A 20,801-nucleotide genomic window follows, 5' to 3' on the forward strand; every position below is an offset into this window, starting at 1 on the left:
TCCGGAGTGGGCGGATGCTCATTTTACCGCCGCTTCCATCAGACGTCGGAACTGGTCCTGGGCCTGGAGGCCGAAGCTGGTCCAGGTCTTCATAAGTTCCTCGGGCTGCATGGCGGCGACATTGGCCTCCATCCGCTTCTGCATCTCCGCGACCATTGCGTCGTTCAGCGGCGTCACGTCCGGCAGACCGAGAAAGGCCCGCGCCTCCGCCGGCGTGCAATCGACTTCCACATTGACCTTCATCGCATGGCCTCCTGTTTCACGTGAAACGTCCGAAGACGGATTACGTGTTCATCGACTGGAAGAAGTCCGAGTTGTTCTTGGACTGACGCAGCTTGTCGAGCAGGAACTCGATCGCGTCCTGCGGACCCATTGGATTCAGGATGCGGCGCAGGACATAAGTCTTGGCCAACTGATCCTTCGGCGTGATCAGGTCCTCCTTGCGGGTGCCAGACTTCAGCACGTCGATGGCGGGGAAGATGCGCTTGTCTGCGACCTTGCGGTCCAGCACGATTTCCGAGTTGCCGGTGCCCTTGAACTCTTCGAAGATGACCTCGTCCATGCGGCTGCCCGTGTCGATCAAGGCCGTGGCGATGATGGTAAGCGAACCGCCCTGCTCCACGTTACGCGCGGCGCCGAAGAAGCGCTTGGGCCGTTGCAGAGCGTTGGCGTCGACGCCGCCGGTCAGCACCTTGCCCGACGAGGGGACGGTGGCGTTGTAGGCCCGGCCCAGACGCGTGATGGAGTCCAGCAGGATCACCACATCCTTTTTGTGTTCGACCAAACGCTTGGCCTTTTCGATCACCATTTCGGCGACGGCGACGTGGCGGGTGGCGGGCTCGTCGAAGGTCGAGGCGACAACCTCGCCCTTCACCGTGCGCTGCATGTCCGTCACTTCTTCGGGGCGTTCGTCGATCAACAGGACGATCAGGAAGACCTCCGGGTGGTTCCGTTCGATCGACTTGGCGATGTTCTGCAACATCACCGTCTTACCGACGCGCGGCGGCGCCACGATCAGGCAGCGTTGGCCCTTGCCGAGCGGCGCGACGATATCGATGACCCGACCCGAGCGATCCTTCAGCGTCGGATCCTGAATTTCCATGTGCAGACGCTCTTCGGGATAGAGCGGCGTCAGGTTGTCGAACAGGACCTTGGTCTTGACCGCCTCTGGGTCTTCCAGATTGATCGTGTCGACCTTGAGCAGGGCGAAGTAACGCTCGCCCTCGCGCGGCGCCCGCACGGCGCCGTGGACGGTGTCGCCCGAGCGCAAGCCGAAGCGGCGAATCTGCGACGGCGAGACATAGACGTCGTCCGGACCCGGCAGATAGTTGGCGTCCGAGCTGCGCAGGAAGCCGAACCCGTCCGGCAGGATTTCCAGCACGCCGTCGGCGATGATCTCGACTTCTTCGTCGGCGAGGGCCTTCAGGATGGCGAACAGCAAATCCTGTTTGCGCAAGTTGGAGGCGTTCTCGACCTCCAGCTGTTCAGCGAAGGCGACCAGGTCGGCCGGGGTCTTCTCGTTCAGTTCGGCGAGCGTGATGCGGCCGTTGGCGACGACGGGCTCGCCGTCCTCTTCATCGTCCGCTGTCGTATCCACGCCGGAATCGGCGCCCGCCGCCTCGCCGGCTTCATGCGCCGCGCCGTGATGGGTGGGGGCTTCAACCTCCACGCCTTCATTCTCGGGGGTGTCGGTATTGGTGTCGCGGACGTCGGTCATAATGCAGGCTCGCGGGCGCACGCGGCCAGACGGCTGCGGCGCGGGTCTCTGAAAATGTCTGGCCGGAAGGCCGAAGGGAGGTGCGACGGGCTCCCGCTGGCTCCAAGGCCTGCAGGCGTCACGAAAGAGAGGGACCGCCGACGCGGGACGCCGAACGGTTCGCCGCCAGCGGAACCACAGGCGGCGGGTCAGGTCAAGCGGAGCCGCTTATCGGAACGTCCACTCCGTCGTCACCGACAGCACCATGACGATGGCCAGAACGAAGGGCACTTCGTTCGTCATGCGCCAGAACTTGCCAGAATATTTCGACGTGCCGGCCGCAATCTTCTTCCTTTGGGCCGCCAGAAATCCATGCCAGCCGCTGAGCAGGAAGACGCCCGCCAGCTTGGCGACCATCCACGGCTCGCCCAGGAAGGCCGCTCCGCGCGCCGAGACGTCGATATGGATCAACCATAGACCGAAGACCCAGGCCAGGATCATCGCCGGGTTCAGGATGATGCGCAGCAGCCGCGTCTGCCACAGGCGCAACAGCGCCTGCATTTCACTTTTCAGCGGTTCGGGCTTGGCGTTCTGTTCGGCGTCATAGGCGTAGAGCCGAGGCAGGAACAGAAGGCCCGCCATCCAGGCGATCACCGCCAGAATGTGCAGCCCGCGTGCGAGATCGTAGGTGTTCATGCCGCCTGTCTTCCCTTGCGATGCGGACAGGCCTTCCAGTCCGCCTTGCACCCCTGGCCGAACGGCGCGACGCCCGCGTGGGATAGCGCGCCCACGGCCGCATCGGCCAAGGCGTCTATGAACAGCGGCTCGATCCCGACCGCCGGCGCCCGCAAATAGGGACTGGCCCCTTTTTCGTGGGCCAGTTCGCCGTATTCGATATCCAGCTCGACCAGGGTCTCGATATGCTCCGAGACAAAGGCGATGGGCGTGACAACCACGCCGACGCCATCTTTGGCCGCGGCTTCAATGGCTTCAGGCGTTGACGGGCCCAGCCATTTCATCGGCCCAACCCGGCTTTGGTAGCAGATGGCGTGGTCGATCGGCCCGCGCTGCGCCGCGATGGCGGCGACCACGGCGGCGACCGTCGTCTCGATCTGCTCCTGGTAGGGATCCCCCTTGCCGGTCACCAGCTTCTCGGGGATGCCGTGGGCGGAGAACAGCACCCGCACCGGCTGACCTACCGCCTCGTCCAGCTTCTCGCCGATCGCCTGGGCCTGGGCCTCAACCCAGCCTGTCGCGGCCGGATAGCAGCAGACGGCCCGGCTGACGCCCGGGCCGGTATAGGCAACGTTCCAAGCCTTCAGCGAGGATTCCGTCGTCGTGGTCGAAAACTGCGGATAGAGCGGCAGCAGGACGACTTCGTCGGGTCCGAAGGCGGCGACCTCGGCCGCCGTCTCTTCGGTCAACGGATGCCAGTATCGCATGGCGATGAAGACCTTGACCTCATCGCCGCCCAGCCGCGCGCCAAGCACCGCCTGCAAAGCCTCGGCCTGACGACGGGTTTCGGGCAGCAGCGGCGATCCCCCGCCCATCAGGGCGTAGTTGGCCTGGGCGCTGGTTTCGCGCCGGCTGGAGATCAGTTTGGCCAGAGGCGTTCGGAAGATCCCCGGAAGGCCGATGATGGCCGGATCGTTGAACAGGTTGAATAGGAACGGCTTGACCGAAGCCTGATCGTCCGGCCCGCCCAGATTGAACAGAACCACCGCAACGCGGCGGCCGGGGGTCGCATCGCTCATTGCGCGCCGATCCGTCTCAGAACCTGTTCGACATGGTCGATCGGCACGTCCGGCAGGATGCCGTGGCCGAGGTTGAACAGCCAGGGCCCCTGCCCCCAGGCTTCCATCAGCTGATCGACGCGTCGGTCCAGCAGATCCCCGCCGGCGCGCAGCAACAGCGGGTCGAGCGCCCCCTGGATCGGCTTGATCTGCTGCACCCGTTTGCCGACCTCGAGCGGGCAAGCGGTGTCCAGGGCGACGGCGTCGACCTCCACCGCCTCGGCATACCGCTCTGCGAGCGCCGCAGAGCCCCGTGGGAAGCCGATGAGGGGTACAGTGACCCCCAGCTCCCGCGTGCGCTTCACCAGCGCCTGGTGGGGCTTCAGGACCAATCTTTCGAACAGATCATCCGGCAGACCCTCGGCCCAGCTCTCGAAGATCTTCAGAACCTGTGCGCCGGCGTCGGCCTGCATCTTCAGATACCGAGCCGTGGCCTCGACCAGAACCTCCAGCGTCTCGTCGACGCGTTCAGGATCGGCATAGGCGTAGGTGCGGGCCTGGGCGCGTTCGCCTTTGCCGATGGTGCGCGCCTGTCCGTCCAGCATATAGGTCGCCACTGTCCAGGGCGCGCCGGCGAAGCCGATCAGGGCGCGTTCCGGCTCTAGGGCCGCGCGCACGATCGACAGGGTCTCACCCACCGCCGACAGATGCTCGCCCGCCGCCGGAGCCAGTTCGGCCATCCGACCCGGAATCGGCATTTCGCCCAGCCGCGGCCCCTCCCCCGTTTCGAACGAGACGTCCTGGCCCAGGGCGCGCGGTATCAGCAGGATGTCGGCGAAGACGATCGCCGCATCGAAGCCGAACCGGCGCATGGGCTGAAGCGTCGCCTCGGCGGCCATTTCCGGGTTCAGACAGAAGGCGATGAAGTCGGGCGCCTCGGCCCTCAGCTTGCGATATTCCGGCAGATACCGACCGGCCTGGCGCATGAACCACACCGGCGGACGCTCCAACGTCTCCCCGCGGAGAGCCCGGAGCACCAAGGGTGTCGGATCGGCAGTCTGGGTCTGATCAGTCATCCCGGAGGATTAAGGTCACAGCCCCCCGCTCTCAATCCCTAATCAGATTAAGAATTAAAAGATTCGAAGTGGCAGGTAGGGCGGTGGAATGGCGGGGATGACTCGGTCGGAGGCGGCGGAACAAAAGCGGATATCCACGTCTGCCATATCCTTAACGGGGATGTCGAAACGACCAATCCCGCCGGTGGACAATCCCTAACGAAACCTTAACCGGCAAGGGTTCGCGGGGACTTGCGGCTGTGAACGCGGTTAAGCGCCGTTAACCTTTCATTAGGATTTTCCACAGCGGTTGGAAATTTGGTTTTCCGCCTTGGGATGATCCGGCGGCGGACAACCAATGTGATCCACCATCATCCCCGCTCGCGGGCGGATCGATCAGCGGCTAAGAAAACGGCGCCCCGACGGTCCAACGCCGTCCCCCAACTTTCAACAGGGAGACAGACAGTCTCATGAGCCCTGCGAGACCCTCGGGACCGGCCCGTCTGGCCACCTATTTCCACGTTCACCTGGTGTCGGACTCCACCGGTGAGACCTTGAATGCCATGGCCAAGGCGGTGACCGCGCGCTTCGATGGGGTCATCCCGATCGAGCACATCTATTCCCTAGTGCGATCGGCAAAGCAGATGGAGCGGGTGCTGCAGGAGGTGGAGTCCGCGCCCGGCGTCGTTCTCCACACCCTGGTCGACCGCGATCTGCGCGAGCAGCTGGAAGAAGGCTGCCGTCGCCTGGACATGCCCCAGATCGGCGCGCTGGATCCCTTGGTCGGCGCCATGTCGCGCTATCTCGGCGCGGCCCTGTCCACCCGCGTCGGCGCCCAACACGCGCTGGACCACGACTATTTCAACCGGATCGCGGCGCTGGACTTCGCCATGGCCTACGACGACGGCCAAGGCTCTCTGGATCAGCTGGAGGGCGCCGACGTCGTTCTGTGCGGGGTCAGCCGGACATCCAAGACCCCCACCTGCATCTATCTGGCCCACCGGGGCATCAGGGCGGCCAACGTGCCCCTGGTGCCGGGTCAGGAGGACGGCGAGCGGCTGACCAAGCTGAAGAACCCCTTGGTGATCGGCCTGACCGTGTCGCCGGATCGATTGGTTCAGATCCGGCGCAACCGCATCGACAATCTGAACGCCAGCCAATCGTCGAACTACACCGATCAGGACGCCGTGCGCGACGAGACGATCAAGGCCCGGCGGGCCTTTGAGCGGCGCGGCTGGCCCACCATCGACGTGACCCGCCGCTCGGTGGAGGAGACGGCGGCGGCGATCACCAATCTGCTGAGCGAGCATCGCAACCACAAGATCGGGACCACCTGGTGAAATCTGAAACTCTCATCCTGGCGTCCAAAAGCGCGGCTCGCCGCGCCATGCTGGAAAACGCCGGCGTCGCCTTTGAGGTGCGCGTCGCCGATGTGGACGAGGACGCCATCAAGGCCGTGTCGAGCAACCTGGACGCCGCCGCCCTCGCCGTTCGTCTCGCGGAAGCCAAGGCCTTGGCCGTTTCGCGTGATGACGAGACCGCCTGGGTGCTGGGCTCGGATCAGACCCTGGCCTTTGACGGCGGCCTGGTCTCCAAGGCCAGCTCTCTGGACGCGGCGCGCGAGCGGCTGAAAGCCATGCGCGGCAAGTCGCACCAGCTGCATTCCGGCGCAGCGCTGGCGACCAAGGGCCATATCGTCTGGTCCGGTGTCGATACGGTTCAGATGCGGATGCGCGATTTCTCGGACGCCTTCCTCGACGCCTATCTGGCGGCCGAGGGCGAGGCCCTGCTGTCCTGTGTCGGCTCCTACCGGCTGGAGGGGCTGGGCTCGCAGCTGTTCGAGGCGGTGGACGGCGACTATTTCACGGTGCTGGGCCTGCCGCTCTGGCCGGTGTTGAAAGAGCTGCGTCGGGCGGGGGTGATCGCGGCATGAGTACGCACCGCATAACCGGGGCCGCCATGGTCGCCGGGATCGCCGGAAATCCCGTCGCCCATTCGCTCAGCCCGGTCATCCACAACGCCTGGCTGGCGGCCGGCGGGATCGACGGCGCTTACGTTCCCTTCGCCCCTGCCGATGCGGCCGGGTTTCAGGCCTTGGTCGCCGCGGGGCGCGCCGGTCTGATCATGGGGCTGAACGTCACCGCCCCGTTCAAGGAACAGGCCTTCGCCCTGGCGGATCAGGCGACGGCGGCGGCGCGGCTGACGTCCTCGGCCAATATCCTGCAGTTCGAAAACGGCCGGGTGCTGGCCGACAGTTCCGACGGAGTCGGCCTGATGCTCGGCCTGAAGGAACAGGCGCCGGACCTGGACGTGGCCGGGCGGCCGGTGGTGATGCTGGGCGCCGGGGGCGCGGCCCGTGCAGGGTCCGGCGCCTTGGTCGAGGCCGGCGCCGAGGTGCGCATCGTCAACCGTTCGCCCGAACGTGCTGAGGCCCTGGCCGCCGATCTTGGACCCTCGGTTCGGGTCATGGCGGACGGCGACGCCTTCGACGGCGCGGCCCTGGTCATCAATGCGCTCAGCGTCCCGCCGACCATCGACTTCGACCGGATCGCGCCCGGCACGGTGGTGATGGATATGACCTACAAGCCGCTGGCCACGCCCTTCCTGACGGCGGCGCGCGAACGCGGCCTGCCGACGGTGGATGGATTGGCCATGCTGATCGGCCAGGCGGCGCCGTCGTTCGAAGCCCTGTTCTGCCGCGCGCCGCCGCCTCTCGATCTTCGCGCCCTGTTGATGACCCATCTGGGCGAGACGGCATGATCCTGCTCGGTCTCACCGGCTCCATCGGCATGGGCAAGTCGACGACGACGGCCATGTTCGCCGATCTGGGCGCCGTCGTTTGGAACGCCGACGATGCGGTTCACCGCCTCTACGCGCGCGGCGGTGAGGCGGTCGGTCCTGTGGGCCAAGCCTTTCCCGGCGTCGTCGTGGACGGCGCGGTCGATCGCACGCGTCTGGCCGAGGCCCTTGGGAAAGACGACACCGCGTTCCATCGTCTGGAAGCCATTGTCCACCCCCTGGTCGCCCAGGGGCGCGCGGCGGACCTGGAGGCGGCGCGCTCGGCGGGTGTGAAACTGGCCGTTCTGGACATCCCCCTGCTGTTCGAGACGGGTGGAGACAGGGCCGTCGACGCCGTGGTGGTGGTCACCGCCGATCCGGCGATCCAGGCGGAGCGTGTCCTGGCCCGCCCCGGCATGACCCGCGAACGGTTCGACGCCATCCTGGCGCGCCAGATGCCGGACGCCGAAAAGCGCGCCCGCGCCGATTTCGTCATCGACACCGGCCGGGGGTTGGAGGCCGCGCGGGACGAGGTCGAGGCGATCGTCGCCGCCGTTCTTGACCCGTCGTGGATATCTCCTCGGCGCGGCGCGGCGAGCCTTTCGCGCTGAGGCGAATGCCGCCATTAAGGGCGAATGGCGCGCGAGATCGTTCTGGATACGGAAACCACCGGCTTCGACCCCAAGACGGGCGACCGGTTGATCGAGGTCGGCTGTATCGAGATCCAGGACCTGCTGCCGACGGGGCGGACCTTCCATCGGTTCGTTAATCCCGAGCGGCTGATCCCGCCCGACGCCATCCGGGTTCACGGCATCACTGATGAGAAGGTGAAGGATGCGCCCAAGTTCGCCGAGATCGCCGACGACCTGATCGAATTCATCGGCGATGCTCAGATGATCGCCCACAACGCCGCCTTCGACCGCAACTTCATCGACTTCGAATATGCGCGGTGCGGCCGGCCGATCACCGGCGAGGCGCGCTGGATCGATACGCTGAAACTGGCCCAGACGCGGTTTCCGGGGATGCCCAACTCGCTGGACGCCCTGTGCAAACGCTACAAGGTGTCGCTGGTCGAGCGGACGCTGCACGGCGCCCTGATCGACGCCCGTCTGCTTGCCGAGGTCTATCTGGAGCTTCGTGGCGGTAAGGAGCGGGTGCTGGACCTGTCGTCCGCGCCGGTCGGTCGTGGCCCCGGCGGCGTCATCGAAACCGCCGCCTATGGTCAGCGCCCTCGCCAGCTGGCGCCGCGCTCCACGCCCGAAGAACAGGCCGCCCACGTCGCCTTCCTCGCCAAGGCGCTGAAGGACCGATCACTGTGGGACGCTTACGGCCTGCCGGCGCAGGAAGACGCGGCTTAGTGTCTTTTTAGCGCTCAAGTCGTGAGCGACCGCGTCGCGAACATAGCGCGGCGCGCAGCGCCCCAGGCTTAAGCCTGCCGGAAGCCCAGCACGTCCTGCATGTCATAGAGACCGGGCCCTCGCGTCCGCACCCAGGCGGCGGCGGCGACCGCGCCCTTGGCGAACAGCGACCGATCGATCGCCGAGTGGCTCAGGGTCAGCACCTCGTCTTCCGATGCGAACAGCACGGTATGCTCGCCGATGATGCCGCCGGCGCGGATCGAGGAAAAACCGATCTTGCCGCTCTCGCGCTCGCCCTGCACGCCGTCATAGGGTTTGGAGCGCAGGTCATCCAGATCCGCGAACCGCCCCTCGGCGGCGGCTTCGCCCAGCATCAAGGCCGTGCCCGAGGGTGAATCGACCTTGCGGCGGTGGTGGGCCTCGGTGATCTCGATGTCCCAATCCTGGGCGTCCAGACGTTGGGCCGCGTGCTGGACCAGGCCGATCAGGATGTTCACGCCCAGGGAGAAGTTGCCGCTTTTGACGATGGCGACCTTCTCGGCGGCCTTCATCAGGTCGGCCTCCTGCTCGTCCGTGAAGCCGGTCGAACCGATCACCAAGGCCGGGCCGCCGCGCTCGGCCGCGCTTTGGGCCAGGGCCACCGAGGCGGCCGGGGTCGAGAAGTCGATGATCACGTCGCACAGCGACAGGTCGGCGGTTTCGCCCCAATCGAAGCGGGCGGCGACCACCACGTCTTCGCGGGCATCCAGAACCTGAGAGACCGCACGCCCCATCCGGCCGCGATAGCCGGAAATGCCGGCGTGGAAGATTGCGCTCAAACCGCGTTCTCTTTCGACCCGTCCGCGTCCTGACTGCCCAGGATGTCGGCCCAGAAACGCTTCGCCTTTCCGGCAAAGCTGGAATTCCTGGGGTTCTGCCCCTCCCCGAACGACAGGGCAAGCTCTTCGAGCAACTCACGCTGGCGCGCGGTCAGATCGGTGGGCGTCTCGACGAACAGTTCGACCACCAGATCGCCCCGGTTGCGGCCGTTCAGATGGGGCATGCCCTTGCCCTTGATGCGTACGGTCTTGCCGGTCTGGGCGCCGGCCGGCACGGCGACCGAGGCCTTGCACTTGCCGTCGCAGGCCGTTGAGACCAGGCAAGGGGCGTCGATCTCGCCGCCCAGGGCCGCCACCGTCATCGGCACGGGCACGGTGACCAGCAGGTCCAGGTTGTCGCGCTCGAACAGGTCGTGCGGCGTGACCGAGATGAAGACGTACAGATCGCCGCGCGGTCCGCCGCGCTGGCCCGCATCGCCCTCGCCCGACAGACGGATGCGCGAACCGTCGTCCACACCGGCGGGGATTTTCAGGTTCAGGGTGCGGGTTTTGCGCACCTGGCCGTGCCCGTGGCAGGTGGTGCAGGGATCGGCGATCATCTGACCCTGGCCGTGGCAGCGGGGGCAGGTGCGCTCGACCTGGAAGAAGCCGTTGGCCTGACGCACGCGACCGGCGCCCTGGCAGGTGGTGCAGGTGACGGGCTTGGTGCCCGGCTTGGCGCCCGACCCCTCGCAGGTGTCGCAGGTCATGGTGGAGGGGATGTCGATCTCGACGTCCTCGCCCTTGTAGGCCTGCTCCAGGGTGATCTCCAGATCGTAGCGCAGGTCCGAGCCCCGGCGCGGTCCGCCCTGCTGGCCCCGGCCCTGGCGTCCGCCGAACGCGTCGCCGAACGCATCGCCAAAGACCTGGGAAAAGATGTCGTTGATGTCCGAGAAACCCTGGCCGCCCTGGCCAAAGGGATTGCCGCCCCCGCCGCCGTTCACGCCCGCATGGCCGTAACGGTCATAGGCCGCGCGCTTGTTGTCGTCCGACAGCACCGTATAGGCCTCGGACAGTTCCTTGAACTTGGCCATCGACTCCTCCGAGCCGCCGTTGCGGTCGGGATGGTGAACCATGGCCAGCTTGCGGTAGGCGGCTTTCAGGCCGGGGGCGTCGATCGTGCGTTCGACACCCAGAACTTCGTAATAATCACGCGCCATCGGGCGTTCGTCCTCATACTTCCCCGTTCGCTTTCGCCTCGCCTCTTACCGAGCGTTGGTCGAAATCGATGTCCCGGCTGACATGGGGTCCGGGACCAATGATGCAAGTTTCATGAAAAGGCCCCGCCTATCGCAAGACAAGCGGGGCCGTATCATTTCAGCGACCTGTGACGGATCAGGCGCTCTTCTTGTCGTCGCCGTCCGTGTCCGACACTTCCTCGAACTCTGCGTCGACCACGCCGTCGTCGGCCGGCTGGCCTTCGGCGGCGGCGTCGCCCTGCTGCTGGGCGTACATGGCCTCACCCAGCTTCATCGAGGCCTGGACCAGGGTGTTGGTCTTGGCGCGGATGTCTTCCGGGTCCGTGCCTTCGCGCGCGGTCTTCAGCTCGGCCAAGCCGGTCTCGATGGCCGTCTTCTCGTCCGCACCGACCTTGTCGCCGTGCTCGGCCAGGGCCTTTTCGGTCGAGTGGATCAGGCTGTCGGCGGCATTCTGCGCCTCGACCAGATCCTTCTTGGCCTTGTCGGTCGCGGCGTTGGCTTCGGCTTCCTTGACCATCTTGTCGATGTCGGCGTCCGACAGGCCGCCGTTCGCCTGGATGCGGATCGACTGCTCCTTGTTGGTCGCCTTGTCCTTGGCCGAGACGTTGACGATGCCGTTGGCGTCGATGTCGAAGGCGACCTCGATCTGCGGCATGCCGCGCGGTGCGGGCGGAATGCCCATCAGGTCGAACTGGCCCAGCATCTTGTTGTCCGACGCCATCGGACGCTCGCCCTGGAAGACCCGGATCGTCACGGCCGACTGGTTGTCGTCGGCGGTCGAGAAGGTCTGGCTCTTCTTGGTCGGAATCGTCGTGTTGCGCTCGATCAGGGGCGTGAACACGCCGCCCAGGGTTTCGATGCCCAGGGTCAGCGGCGTCACGTCCAGCAGCAGCACGTCCTTGACGTCGCCTTGCAGAACGCCGGCCTGAACGGCGGCGCCCAGGGCCACGACTTCGTCAGGGTTCACGCCCTTGTGCGGCTCCTTGCCGAAGAAGGCCTTCACGGCTTCCACGACCTTGGGCATGCGGGTCATGCCGCCGACCAGAACCACTTCGTCGATGTCCGAAGCCTTCAGGCCGGCGTCGGCCAGGGCCTTCTTGCACGGCTCGATCGTGCGCTGGACCAGATCCTCGACCAGGCTTTCCAGCTTGGCGCGCGTCAGCTTGATGTTCAGGTGCAACGGACCCGAGGCGTTCATGGTGATGAACGGCAGGTTGACCTCGTACTGGGTCGTGGTCGACAGCTCCTTCTTGGCCTTTTCGGCCTCTTCCTTCAGGCGCTGCAGGGCCAGCTTGTCCTGGCGCAGGTCGACCGACTGCTCCTTCTTGAACTCGTCGGCCAGGTAATCGACCAGACGCAGGTCGAAGTCCTCGCCGCCCAGGAAGGTGTCGCCGTTGGTCGACTTCACCTCGAACACGCCGTCGCCGATCTCCAGGATCGAAACGTCGAAGGTGCCGCCGCCCAGGTCATAGACGGCGATCTTCTGGCCGTCGTTCTTTTCCAGACCATAGGCCAGGGCCGCCGCGGTCGGCTCGTTGATGATGCGCAGCACTTCCAGGCCGGCGATCTTGCCGGCATCCTTGGTGGCCTGACGCTGGCTGTCGTTGAAGTAGGCCGGCACGGTGATGACGGCCTGGGTGACCTTGTCGCCCAGATAGGCCTCGGCCGCTTCCTTCATCTTGGTCAGGGTGAAGGCCGAAATCTGCTGCGGGGAATAGTCCTTGCCGAAGGCGCGCACCCAGGCGTCGCCGTTCGGGCCCTTGACGATCTCATAGGGCACCATGTCCTTGTCCTTGGCGACGACGGGATCATCGAAGTTGCGGCCGATCAGGCGCTTGATCGCGAAGAAGGTGTTGGACGGGTTGGTGACGGCCTGGCGCTTGGCGGGTTGGCCCACCAGCACTTCCGCGCCGTCCTGGATCGCCACGACCGACGGGGTCGTGCGGTTGCCCTCGGCGTTTTCGATCACCTTCGGCGTCTTGCCGTCCATGACGGCGACGCACGAGTTGGTGGTGCCCAGGTCGATGCCGATAATCTTGGCCATGTGCTCTTCAGTCTCTCTCGTTCAGCGGGCGATGCGGCGGCCTTCGACGAAGCGCCGCGCGTGACCGCCCCCGGTTGGGTTGGCGTGGATCAGGCTGGATAGCCCCAAGGTTATCGGGGTTTCTCCGAAGCTGGCCCCGATATGGGAAAGTCCCCCCGGCCCGCAAGGGCGTTATGCGATTCAACGCTTTCGAAGAACGTTGAAATTCGAAGATGCAGGCGCGGCGATTACGGCGCATAAGATTTTGCATCGCGCTCTGAGGAACGCGATCGAGGAAGGGAGAGGAAACAATGATCAAGACTACGCTCAAGGCCGTCGTCGCCGCAGCCATTCTTGTCGGCTCCGCAGCGGCCGCCGCGCCGCCTGCTGCGACGCCGATGGTGCAGTCGAAGGACGGCTATGATCGGCACGTCACCATCAAGAACCGCACCGGCTGGACCATGTTGCGCTTCTACGCGTCGGATTCGCGCAGCGACGACTGGGAAGAGGACATCCTGGGCTCGGACGTTCTGGAAAGCGGGCAGGATGTGCGCATCAACATCGATGACGGCTCGGGCGCCTGCATCTATGACTTCAAGGCCGAGTTCACCAACGGTCAGGAGCTGACGCGGTCGCGCATCAATGTCTGTGAGGTCAGCGAATACACCTATACCCGTTGAGGTGAAGAGCGCCGTCGAGGGCTTCCGGCTCTGGCCGGGGGCGCTCGATGCATCGGCGCAGGCTGATCTGGTCGCCGAGGTGTTCGCCCGGCTGGATGACGCGCCCCTCTATCGGCCGACTACGCCGGGCGGGCGGCCCTTTTCGGTTCAGATGAGCAACTTCGGGCCGCTGGGCTGGGTCTCCGACCGGGGCGGCTATCGCTATCAGTCGACCCATCCCGAGACCTGGCGACCCTGGCCCGCGATCCCGTCTGTGCTGCTCGACCTGTGGGACGCCACGGTCGCCTGGCCCACGCCGCCGGACGCCTGTCTGGTCAATCTGTATCGCGATGCGGCGAAGATGGGCCTGCACCAGGACAAGGACGAGGCCGATCTGGGCGCGCCTGTCCTGTCGGTATCACTCGGAGACACGGCGACGTTCCGCATCGTTGCGGCGGAGGGCGGACGCACCACGACGCTGAGGCTGAACAGCGGCGACGTCTGCGCCCTGACCGGCCCCGCGCGCCTGGCCCGTCACGGCGTCGACCGCGTGCTGGCCGGATCGTCGCGCCTGATCCCCGGCGGCGGCCGGCTGAACCTGACGCTGCGCTGCGCCGGTTGAGCGCCGGATTTTTTGGACTGGCTTTCGACGACAAGCTGCGGCGTATGTCGGCCATGGACGATCTGAAGCGCCGCTGGGCCCGGCTGGAGCCCCATGTCACCGTCGTCGGGCCGGACGACGAGCGGCCTCGCCCCGCCGTGCTGCTTTTCCACGGCTGCGGGGGGCTGCGCGATCACCTGTCCCGCTATGCCGAGGTCGCCAAGGCAGCGGGCTGGCGCGCCTTCATCGTCGATTCCTACGGCCCGCGCGGCTGGGGCCGGGCCTTCACCCTGGCGGCGGTCTGCACCGGCCTGTCGTTCCGGGGCTATGAGCGGGTGGGCGACGTCCTGGCGGCGATCCAGGGCGTTTCGGCCCGCCCCGATGTCGACGCGACGAAGCTGGCCCTGGCCGGCTGGAGCCACGGCGGCTGGTCGATCATGGAGATGATGAGCGGCGCGCCGACGCCCGGCGCCTTTGGCGTGATCGATCCCGCCGAGGCCGACCTGTCCGGCGTCAAGGCGGTTTGGCTGGCCTATCCCTACATCGGCCCGTTCGCCTTCAACCGGTTGAAGCCCTGGCGGCATTGCCCGCGCGTCCTGGCCGTCACCTGCAAGCGCGACCACCTGACCACTGTGCGCAACGCCGAACAGGTCAACGCCATGATCCGCAACTGCGGCTCCGAGGTCGAAAGCTGGATCGCCGGGGGCACCCACGCCTTCGACGAACCCACCAACAACGGCCCTATGCGCCACGACCCGGAACTGACGACCGAAGCCCTGCGCCGGTTCGGCGCCTTCCTGACCGACGCCGTCCCACACGGCTGAGCCGCCTAGCCGATCGTCGCCTCGACCGTGATGGTCGCCCTCACCGAATGGGCCATTTCACATTGGTCGTGGGCCTGGTGGTGCAGGGCGTCGATCTCGGCCTGGTCGGGTTTGCGGCCGGTGAAACTGGTGAAGGGGCGCAGCGTCACCTCGGCGAGGTAGCGCTTGCCGTCATCGTCCTTGCCCATCTTGCCCGACGCCTCGTCGACATAGGTGTCGACCACCAGGCCGGCGTTGGCGGCGAAGGCGAGGAACCACAGCATGTGACAGCTGGACAGAGAGGCGACCATCGCCTCTTCCGGATCGACGCCGGCCGGATCGGACATCGGCACGGGCACGCTTGAGGGCGCCGACGACCCCGGCACCACCGCCCCGCCGTCGAAGCTCCAGGAATGGGCGCGGCTGTAGCCCTTGTCCAGGAAGGGCTGGTCGCCGCGGTCCCAGACGACCTTGGCTTCATAGACGCCCATTACGCCCTCCAGAAGCCGACGATCTTCTTGACCTCGTCCACCACGGGATCGGCGACCTCGGCGGCGCGTTCGGCGCCGGCCTTCAGCACGCGGTCGATCTCGGCCGGATCGTCCATCAGGCGGCGCATCTCGGCCGTCACGGGCGCTAAGGACGACACCGCCAGATCCGCCAGCGCCGGCTTGAAGGCGCCGAAGCCCTGGCCGCCGAACTGTGCGATCACCTGTTCGCGGGTCAGGTCCGCCAACGCCGCATAGATGGCGACCAGATTCTTGGCCTCGGGCCGTTCGTTCAGGCCCTCCAGGGTTTCCGGCAACGGCTTGGGATCGGTCTTGGCCTTCTTGATCTTGGAGGCGATCGTGTCGGCGTCGTCGGTCAGGTTGATGCGGCTGTTGTCGGACGGATCCGACTTGGACATCTTAGCCGCCCCGTCGCGCAGAGACATGACGCGGGTCGCCGGCCCCTGGATGATCGGTTCAGGTACGGGGAAGAAGCCGGGAACGCCGAAGTCGTTGTTGAACTTGGCGGCGATGTCGCGGGTCAGCTCCAGATGCTGCTTCTGGTCCTCGCCGACCGGCACTTCGGTGGCCTTGTAAAGCAGGATGTCGGCCGCCTGGAGCACGGGATAGGTGTAGAGGCCGACCGAGGAGCGTTCCTTGTGCTTGCCCGACTTCTCCTTGAACTGGGTCATCCGGTCGAGCCAGCCAAGGCGGGCGACGCAGTTGAAGATCCAAGCCAGTTCCGCATGGGCGCGCACGGCCGATTGCGGGAAGATGATCGCCTTTTCCGGATCCAGGCCCGAGGCCAGATAGGCGGCGGCGATCTCGCGCGTCTGGGCGGTCAGTTTGGCGGGATCCTGCCACACGGTGACGGCGTGCATGTCGGCGACGAAGACATAGACCGGCGCGCCCTGGTCCTGCAGCTCCACGAACCGCTTCAAGGCGCCGAGGTAGTTGCCCAGGTGCAGCGCGCCTGAGGCCTGGATGCCGGACAGGATGCGGCGAGGGCCGTCATAGGTCGCAACGGCGGGGGTTTGGTCGGTCATGGGATCGGGTCTCGGAAGGTCGAAAGGCAGGCGTGGCGAGGCAGGCGGCGGCTCAGCCGCGCCATCGCAGGTCATGGATCAGGCCCGAGGTCGTCATGGCCTCGCGCTTATCGGTTCGCCGCCTGTCAGTCCAGACCGGAGACCGCGCCGCCGCCGGGCTCGCGCTTCAGCGTGGCCTTCAGTTCCGAGATGGTGACCGCCCGGAACGCCAGCAGGCAGAAGCCGTAAAGCCCGGCCCCGGCGCCGCAGACCACCAGGACGGCGATCTCCTTGGCCAGGAACAGGCGGCTAAGCTGCGGATAGAAGACGTCGGCGGCGAACAGCAGGGCGGCCATCATGGCGCTGGCGGCGATCACGCGGGCGATGCGCGACAAAAAGGCCGGCGACGGCCGCCAGCTGTTCTCGCGGATCAGGACCCCGCCCAAAAGGGCGACATTGACCCAGGCCGAGGTGCTGGTGGCGATGGCCAGGCCCAGCACCCCGTCCCAACCTTGACGGCGGAACCAGAAGAACAGGGCCGAGCCCAGGATGACGGTGATGACCACGCTGGCCACGGCGAAGATCATCGGACGGCGCGTGTCCTGGCGCGCGAAGAAGGGCGGGGTCAGAACCTTGGCCAGGACGAAGGCCGGCACGCCCCAGGCGAACTGACGCAGCACATCGGCGGTGCGGGCGGCGTCGGCCGAGGTGAAGGCGCCGCGCGTCACGGTCGCGTCGATGATGAAGAAGGGAATGACGAACAGGGCCACGGCCGCCGGCAGGGTGAAGGCCATCGCCAGATTGATGCCGTCGTCCAGCGTCTTCTGCCCGCCCTCGTGATCCCCATCGACAAACGCCTTGGTCAGGCGCGGCACCAGGGCCAGGCCGATAGCGACGCCCACCAGGCCCAGCGGCAGTTGATACAGCCGGTCGGCGTTATACAGCACCGAACGCGCGCCCTCGTCCGACCCGGTCAGGAACTGCGACACCAGAGAGTTGATCTGCAGCGCCCCGCCCGCCAGGGCGCCGGGCACGGCGAGCGCCAGGGTGTGACGCACGTTCGGCGTGATGCGCGGCAGGCCGATCTTCAGCCGAACGCCCAGACGCCGCACGCCCCACCACAGCAGACCGGCCTGGATCAGGCCCGACACCGTCACCGCCGCCGTCACCATCAGCAGCACCGTCTCCTGCGGGATCGGCAAGATCAGCGGCGGCATCAGGGCGGCCAGGGTGCACAGGTTCAGAAACACCGGCACGGCCGCCGACAGGGCGAACCGACCGCCCGTGTTCAACACGCCCGACAGAAGCGAGGCCACGGTCATACAGGCCAGATAAGGCATGGCCAGTTGGGTCGCGATTACGGCGGCGCGCAGCACCTCGGGCTGACCCTGATAGGCCGACAGCAGCCATGGCATGATCCAGGGCATCACGACCTGCAGCAGGATGCAGAAGCCGGCGACCACGGCCAGCATGAAGCTGAGCGCCTCGGACGCCGTGACGGCGGCGGCTTCCTCGCCCTCGCGCGCCCGAACCCCGCCATAGACCGGCACGAAGGCCTGGGCGAAGGCGCCCTCGGCGAACAGGCGGCGGAACATGTTGGGCAGCATCAACGCCGTGGTGAAGGCGTCCATCATCGGCCCTTGGCCGAAGCGCGCCGCCAGCGCCATGTCGCGCACGAAGCCGAGAATTCGGCTGCCCAGCGTCAGGGTCGACTGCACCAGGGTGTTTCGGGCGAGGCTCATGCGGACATTCGACAGGGCGCGGAGGAAGGTTGTCGCTTAGCGCGCTTGTTCGCCGGGCGATACGGGCTTTGCGCGCGGGCTGCGGCGGCCCAGGTCGGAGACGTCGCGCGCGCTGGCGCGGGCCGAGGCGACCTTGCGTCCGGCGGGCGCGGGCGCGCGGCTGTCCAGCACGGCCTCAAGCGCGGTGCGCAGTTCGGCGATCCGCTGTTCCGAGGTGATCTTCCGCCCCTTGCGATCCACGACGTAGAAACTGTCCACCGCCCGCTCGCCATAGCTGGCGACATGGGCGGAGCGGATGCTCAGGCCTTCGTCGTTGAACACGCGCGACAGGTCCGCCAGCAGACCCGGCCGGTCGGCGCAGGACACCTCGACCACCGTGGCGACCTCGCTGGCGTGGTGATCGACCATGACCACCGGCCGGACTTCAAAGGCCGCCTTGCGCGCATTGCCGGTCGGATCGGGCGCCTGGCCGATACGGCCCTCGCCCCGCGCGGCCTTTTCCAGGGCCTCGACCAAAGCCTTCAGGCGACGCGGCTCGGCCTGGCCATAAGGCAGGCCCGCTCCGTCCTGAACACGAAACACGTCCAGAACGACGCCGTCCTCGGTCGCCACGCGGGCGTCGGTCACGTCGGCCCCAAGCGCGGCCATGGTCTGGGCCAGATCGGCGAACAGGCCCGGCCGGTCGGCCGCTGCGATGGAGATTTCGGTGGTCTGCACCGTCAGCCCCTGCACCGGCGCGGTGGGCGCGCTCTCGGCCGCCGCGCCCGTCTCGCGCGCCCGCTGGACCAGGGCCGGATGCGCCGCCAGCGGATCCTCGCGCGTCACGTCCTCGCCCCGAAACAGGGCGGCGACCTGGTTGTAGAGGGTGCGCATCAGCTGACCCTTCCAGCCGTTCCACACCCCCGGCCCCACAGCCCGGATATCGGCGACGGTCAGGACCAGCAGCATCCGCAGCCGCTCGGGGTCGCCGACCAGTTCGGCGAAAGCGCGGATGGTCGCCGGGTCCGACAGGTCGCGCTTCTGGGCGTAGTCCGAAAGCGCCAGATGGCTGCGCACCAGCCAGACGACCAGTTCGATCCGGCGCGGATCGACGCCCAGCCGCTCGCACGCCCGACGCGCGGCGATAGCGCCATCCTCCAGCTGCCCCCGCTCGCCGCCCTTGCCGACGTCGTGCAGCAGCATGCCCAGCATCAGGGCTTCCATGTCCGAGATCAGGTGCACGATCTCGCTGGCCATGGGGTGGTCGGTCTTCAGCTTGCCGCGCGCGATGTCGTTGATGATGCCGATGGCCTGAAGCGTATGCTCGTCGACCGTATAGGCGTGGTACATGTTGAACTGGGTCTGGCCGACGATCCGCCCCCATTCGGGCAGGAACCGACCCAACAGACCCGTCTCGTTCATGATGGTCAGGACGCGATAGGGCCGCTGCCCGTGCGCCAAAACGTCCAGGAAGGCGCGCGTCGCCGCCGGATCGCGCCTCAGCCGGGGCGTCACCAGCGACAGCGATCGCGTCACCGCCGAAAAGGCGTCTGGATGCAGGTCCAGGTCGTGCTTGTCGGCGCAGACGAACAGGGTCAGCAGCTTGACCGGATCGGCGGCGAACACCTCCGGCCCCTCGACCGACAGACGCCCCTGATCGATCCAGAACCCCTCGACCTCAAGCTTGCGCCGGGGGGCGGGCCGGAACGGCGCCATCAGACGCGACAGGCCGTGCGCCGTCTTCTGGTGGCGCGCCTCAAGCTTGGCCGACATGGCGCGGGTCAGGGCGCCGACGTCGCGGGCCACCAGAAAGTATCGCCGCATGAACCGCTCGACCGCCGGTTCGTCGCCGCGCCCGCGCCAACCCATGCGCCGGGCCACCTCGGGCTGCATGTCGAACGTCAGCTTCTCTTCGGCCCGGCCCGCGATCAGATGCAGATGGATGCGGACCCGCCACAGGAAGTCGAACGCCTCGTCCGACGTCCGTCGCTCGCGCGGGGTGAACAGCTCGTCCATCACCGTCGCGCCGAGACGGCTTTCGGGCGCCAGGGACCGGGCGATCCAGTACAGGGTGTTCAGGTCGCGCAAGCCCCCCTTGCCGTCCTTGACGTTGGGTTCGACCTTGTAGCGGGTCGAGCCAGCCTTTTCGTGCCGGGCGGCCCGCTCCTCCAGCTTGGCGGCGATGAAGGGGCGCGAATCGGATTTCGACACCATGTCGCGAAACCGGCCGATCATCAGCTGGGCCAGCGCCTCGTCCCCCGCCAGCGGACGCGCCTCCAGCAGGGTCGTCCGCACCGTCATGTCGGTGCGCGACAGGCTCAGACACTCTTCGACCGAGCGCACCGCCGACCCGACCTTGGCCCCCAGGTCCCACAGCACATAGAGGACGAACTGGATCACCTGCTCGCCGCGCGGCGTCGCTTTGGACGATTTCAGAAACAGCAGGTCCAGATCGGAATGGGGCGCCAGCACGCCCCGGCCGTAGCCCCCGACCGCGACCAGGGCCAGCCGCTCGGCCTCGACCGGCGAGGTCGGCCACAGCGTCTGGGTCGCCACCCGCCACAGGCCGGCCAGCATCTCGTCGGCAGCGGCGGCGTACAGACGCGCCACATCGCGGCCCTTCATGCCGCCATCCAGCTTGCGCTCCGCCCGGGCGCGGGCGGCGTCATAGGTCTCGCGCAAAACGACAGAGACCGCCGCGCGCGGGTCTTCCGCGCGGGCGGCCTCGTCAAGGCGGTCATCCAGACTGGGCGAGGCGTTCATGTCAGCCGTCTATAGGCCGCATCCCACCGCACGTCAGTCAGG

The 20,801-nt window shown here is 66.9% G+C and carries 20 protein-coding genes; 8 read left to right on the plus strand and 12 right to left on the minus strand.

What is annotated here, in order from left to right; translation table 11 throughout:
* Nucleotides 1-18: 18 nt before the first annotated feature.
* The 5 genes from AC3WRC_RS13815 to hemE all read right to left on the minus strand — a co-directional run bounded on the left by AC3WRC_RS13815 (nucleotide 19) and on the right by hemE (nucleotide 4,505).
* Nucleotides 19-243 carry a DUF6489 family protein gene (locus AC3WRC_RS13815; RefSeq protein ID WP_017505399.1) on the minus strand — a complete coding sequence of 75 codons (225 nt, stop codon included), beginning with the start codon at nucleotides 241-243 and terminating at the stop codon, nucleotides 19-21.
* Between the two features lie 40 nt (nucleotides 244-283).
* Nucleotides 284-1,717: a transcription termination factor Rho gene (rho, locus tag AC3WRC_RS13820; RefSeq protein ID WP_492304219.1), complete on the minus strand. Its 1,434-nt coding sequence runs from the start codon at nucleotides 1,715-1,717 to the stop codon at nucleotides 284-286.
* 207 nt (nucleotides 1,718-1,924) lie between these two features.
* Nucleotides 1,925-2,392 carry a CopD family protein gene (locus AC3WRC_RS13825; protein WP_492304220.1) on the minus strand — a complete coding sequence of 156 codons (468 nt, stop codon included), beginning with the start codon at nucleotides 2,390-2,392 and terminating at the stop codon, nucleotides 1,925-1,927.
* On the minus strand, nucleotides 2,389-3,450 hold the full coding sequence (gene hemH, locus AC3WRC_RS13830) for a ferrochelatase (RefSeq protein WP_492304221.1): 1,062 nt from the start codon (nucleotides 3,448-3,450) through the stop codon (nucleotides 2,389-2,391). Before hemH ends, AC3WRC_RS13825 begins: the two co-directional genes overlap by 4 nt.
* Entirely contained in the window at nucleotides 3,447-4,505 is a 1,059-nt protein-coding gene (hemE, locus tag AC3WRC_RS13835; RefSeq protein WP_492304222.1) for a uroporphyrinogen decarboxylase, read from the minus strand. The genes hemH and hemE overlap by 4 nt, the downstream gene beginning before the upstream one ends.
* Nucleotides 4,506-4,954: 449 nt before the next feature.
* On the opposite strand from hemE, the gene AC3WRC_RS13840 reads away from it, so the two are divergent.
* Genes AC3WRC_RS13840 through dnaQ form a run of 5 tightly spaced genes read left to right on the plus strand, consistent with a single transcriptional unit; the run spans nucleotide 4,955 to nucleotide 8,620 of the window.
* A complete protein-coding gene (locus AC3WRC_RS13840) occupies nucleotides 4,955-5,824 on the plus strand; it encodes a pyruvate, water dikinase regulatory protein (RefSeq protein ID WP_055809600.1) in 870 nt (289 codons plus the stop codon).
* Nucleotides 5,821-6,417, plus strand: coding sequence for a Maf family protein (locus tag AC3WRC_RS13845; protein ID WP_492304223.1), 597 nt, complete (start codon nucleotides 5,821-5,823; stop codon nucleotides 6,415-6,417). The genes AC3WRC_RS13840 and AC3WRC_RS13845 overlap by 4 nt, the downstream gene beginning before the upstream one ends.
* Nucleotides 6,414-7,244, plus strand: a complete 831-nt coding sequence (locus tag AC3WRC_RS13850) for a shikimate dehydrogenase family protein (RefSeq protein ID WP_492304224.1) — start codon at nucleotides 6,414-6,416, stop codon at nucleotides 7,242-7,244. The genes AC3WRC_RS13845 and AC3WRC_RS13850 overlap by 4 nt, the downstream gene beginning before the upstream one ends.
* The gene (coaE, locus tag AC3WRC_RS13855) at nucleotides 7,241-7,873 is read left to right on the plus strand and encodes a dephospho-CoA kinase (protein WP_492304225.1); all 633 of its coding nucleotides are present in this window, start codon (nucleotides 7,241-7,243) and stop codon (nucleotides 7,871-7,873) included. The genes AC3WRC_RS13850 and coaE overlap by 4 nt, the downstream gene beginning before the upstream one ends.
* A 24-nt stretch (nucleotides 7,874-7,897) precedes the next feature.
* On the plus strand, nucleotides 7,898-8,620 hold the full coding sequence (dnaQ, locus tag AC3WRC_RS13860) for a DNA polymerase III subunit epsilon (RefSeq protein WP_492304226.1): 723 nt from the start codon (nucleotides 7,898-7,900) through the stop codon (nucleotides 8,618-8,620).
* Between the two features lie 68 nt (nucleotides 8,621-8,688).
* Here the strand turns inward: dnaQ and dapB are convergent, their stop codons facing one another.
* The 3 genes from dapB to dnaK all read right to left on the minus strand — a co-directional run bounded on the left by dapB (nucleotide 8,689) and on the right by dnaK (nucleotide 12,720).
* A complete protein-coding gene (dapB, locus tag AC3WRC_RS13865; RefSeq protein WP_066553577.1) occupies nucleotides 8,689-9,438 on the minus strand; it encodes a 4-hydroxy-tetrahydrodipicolinate reductase in 750 nt (249 codons plus the stop codon).
* The gene (gene dnaJ / locus AC3WRC_RS13870) at nucleotides 9,435-10,637 is read right to left on the minus strand and encodes a molecular chaperone DnaJ (protein WP_055809618.1); all 1,203 of its coding nucleotides are present in this window, start codon (nucleotides 10,635-10,637) and stop codon (nucleotides 9,435-9,437) included. Before dnaJ ends, dapB begins: the two co-directional genes overlap by 4 nt.
* Nucleotides 10,638-10,812: 175 nt before the next feature.
* Nucleotides 10,813-12,720 carry a molecular chaperone DnaK gene (dnaK, locus tag AC3WRC_RS13875; RefSeq protein WP_492304227.1) on the minus strand — a complete coding sequence of 636 codons (1,908 nt, stop codon included), beginning with the start codon at nucleotides 12,718-12,720 and terminating at the stop codon, nucleotides 10,813-10,815.
* A gap of 290 nt (nucleotides 12,721-13,010) precedes the next feature.
* Between dnaK and AC3WRC_RS13880 the strand changes: the two genes are divergently transcribed.
* From AC3WRC_RS13880 to AC3WRC_RS13890, 3 genes are read left to right on the plus strand one after another with little or no spacing between them, the layout of a single operon-like run.
* Nucleotides 13,011-13,379 carry a hypothetical protein gene (locus AC3WRC_RS13880; RefSeq protein ID WP_055755085.1) on the plus strand — a complete coding sequence of 123 codons (369 nt, stop codon included), beginning with the start codon at nucleotides 13,011-13,013 and terminating at the stop codon, nucleotides 13,377-13,379.
* On the plus strand, nucleotides 13,342-13,980 hold the full coding sequence (locus AC3WRC_RS13885) for an alpha-ketoglutarate-dependent dioxygenase AlkB (RefSeq protein WP_492304228.1): 639 nt from the start codon (nucleotides 13,342-13,344) through the stop codon (nucleotides 13,978-13,980). The genes AC3WRC_RS13880 and AC3WRC_RS13885 overlap by 38 nt, the downstream gene beginning before the upstream one ends.
* On the plus strand, nucleotides 13,977-14,783 hold the full coding sequence (locus tag AC3WRC_RS13890; protein ID WP_492304229.1) for a dienelactone hydrolase family protein: 807 nt from the start codon (nucleotides 13,977-13,979) through the stop codon (nucleotides 14,781-14,783). The genes AC3WRC_RS13885 and AC3WRC_RS13890 overlap by 4 nt, the downstream gene beginning before the upstream one ends.
* 5 nt (nucleotides 14,784-14,788) lie before the next feature.
* On the opposite strand, the gene AC3WRC_RS13895 is transcribed toward AC3WRC_RS13890, so the two are convergent.
* The 4 genes from AC3WRC_RS13895 to glnD all read right to left on the minus strand — a co-directional run bounded on the left by AC3WRC_RS13895 (nucleotide 14,789) and on the right by glnD (nucleotide 20,759).
* Nucleotides 14,789-15,253 (minus strand): OsmC family protein, encoded by a 465-nt coding sequence (locus AC3WRC_RS13895; RefSeq protein ID WP_492304230.1) that lies wholly within the window; start codon nucleotides 15,251-15,253, stop codon nucleotides 14,789-14,791.
* Entirely contained in the window at nucleotides 15,253-16,296 is a 1,044-nt protein-coding gene (gene trpS, locus AC3WRC_RS13900; protein WP_492304231.1) for a tryptophan--tRNA ligase, read from the minus strand. The genes AC3WRC_RS13895 and trpS overlap by 1 nt, the downstream gene beginning before the upstream one ends.
* Nucleotides 16,297-16,421: 125 nt before the next feature.
* Nucleotides 16,422-18,017 (minus strand): murein biosynthesis integral membrane protein MurJ, encoded by a 1,596-nt coding sequence (gene murJ, locus AC3WRC_RS13905; RefSeq protein ID WP_153924247.1) that lies wholly within the window; start codon nucleotides 18,015-18,017, stop codon nucleotides 16,422-16,424.
* Between the two features lie 36 nt (nucleotides 18,018-18,053).
* Complete coding sequence (gene glnD, locus AC3WRC_RS13910; protein ID WP_492304232.1) at nucleotides 18,054-20,759, minus strand: [protein-PII] uridylyltransferase; 2,706 nt, start codon at nucleotides 20,757-20,759, stop codon at nucleotides 18,054-18,056.
* Nucleotides 20,760-20,801: the final 42 nt, after the last annotated feature.

It is taken from the genome of Brevundimonas sp. EU05-FHT14B07 (assembly GCF_058790795.1).

What these genes read in the sequence shown, in the direction of transcription:
- AC3WRC_RS13895 (WP_492304230.1), bottom strand. Translation starts at nt 15,253, where the DNA reads ATGGGCGTCTATGAAGCCAAGGTCGTCTGGGACCGCGGCGACCAGCCC.
- glnD (WP_492304232.1), bottom strand. Translation starts at nt 20,759, where the DNA reads ATGAACGCCTCGCCCAGTCTGGATGACCGCCTTGACGAGGCCGCCCGC.
- hemH (WP_492304221.1), bottom strand. Translation starts at nt 3,450, where the DNA reads ATGAGCGATGCGACCCCCGGCCGCCGCGTTGCGGTGGTTCTGTTCAAT.
- AC3WRC_RS13840 (WP_055809600.1), top strand. Translation starts at nt 4,955, where the DNA reads ATGAGCCCTGCGAGACCCTCGGGACCGGCCCGTCTGGCCACCTATTTC.
- AC3WRC_RS13815 (WP_017505399.1), bottom strand. Translation starts at nt 243, where the DNA reads ATGAAGGTCAATGTGGAAGTCGATTGCACGCCGGCGGAGGCGCGGGCC.
- trpS (WP_492304231.1), bottom strand. Translation starts at nt 16,296, where the DNA reads ATGACCGACCAAACCCCCGCCGTTGCGACCTATGACGGCCCTCGCCGC.
- hemE (WP_492304222.1), bottom strand. Translation starts at nt 4,505, where the DNA reads ATGACTGATCAGACCCAGACTGCCGATCCGACACCCTTGGTGCTCCGG.
- dnaK (WP_492304227.1), bottom strand. Translation starts at nt 12,720, where the DNA reads ATGGCCAAGATTATCGGCATCGACCTGGGCACCACCAACTCGTGCGTC.
- AC3WRC_RS13850 (WP_492304224.1), top strand. Translation starts at nt 6,414, where the DNA reads ATGAGTACGCACCGCATAACCGGGGCCGCCATGGTCGCCGGGATCGCC.
- dnaJ (WP_055809618.1), bottom strand. Translation starts at nt 10,637, where the DNA reads ATGGCGCGTGATTATTACGAAGTTCTGGGTGTCGAACGCACGATCGAC.
- AC3WRC_RS13885 (WP_492304228.1), top strand. Translation starts at nt 13,342, where the DNA reads ATGTCTGTGAGGTCAGCGAATACACCTATACCCGTTGAGGTGAAGAGC.
- AC3WRC_RS13825 (WP_492304220.1), bottom strand. Translation starts at nt 2,392, where the DNA reads ATGAACACCTACGATCTCGCACGCGGGCTGCACATTCTGGCGGTGATC.
- AC3WRC_RS13880 (WP_055755085.1), top strand. Translation starts at nt 13,011, where the DNA reads ATGATCAAGACTACGCTCAAGGCCGTCGTCGCCGCAGCCATTCTTGTC.
- coaE (WP_492304225.1), top strand. Translation starts at nt 7,241, where the DNA reads ATGATCCTGCTCGGTCTCACCGGCTCCATCGGCATGGGCAAGTCGACG.
- murJ (WP_153924247.1), bottom strand. Translation starts at nt 18,017, where the DNA reads ATGAGCCTCGCCCGAAACACCCTGGTGCAGTCGACCCTGACGCTGGGC.
- dnaQ (WP_492304226.1), top strand. Translation starts at nt 7,898, where the DNA reads ATGGCGCGCGAGATCGTTCTGGATACGGAAACCACCGGCTTCGACCCC.
- rho (WP_492304219.1), bottom strand. Translation starts at nt 1,717, where the DNA reads ATGACCGACGTCCGCGACACCAATACCGACACCCCCGAGAATGAAGGC.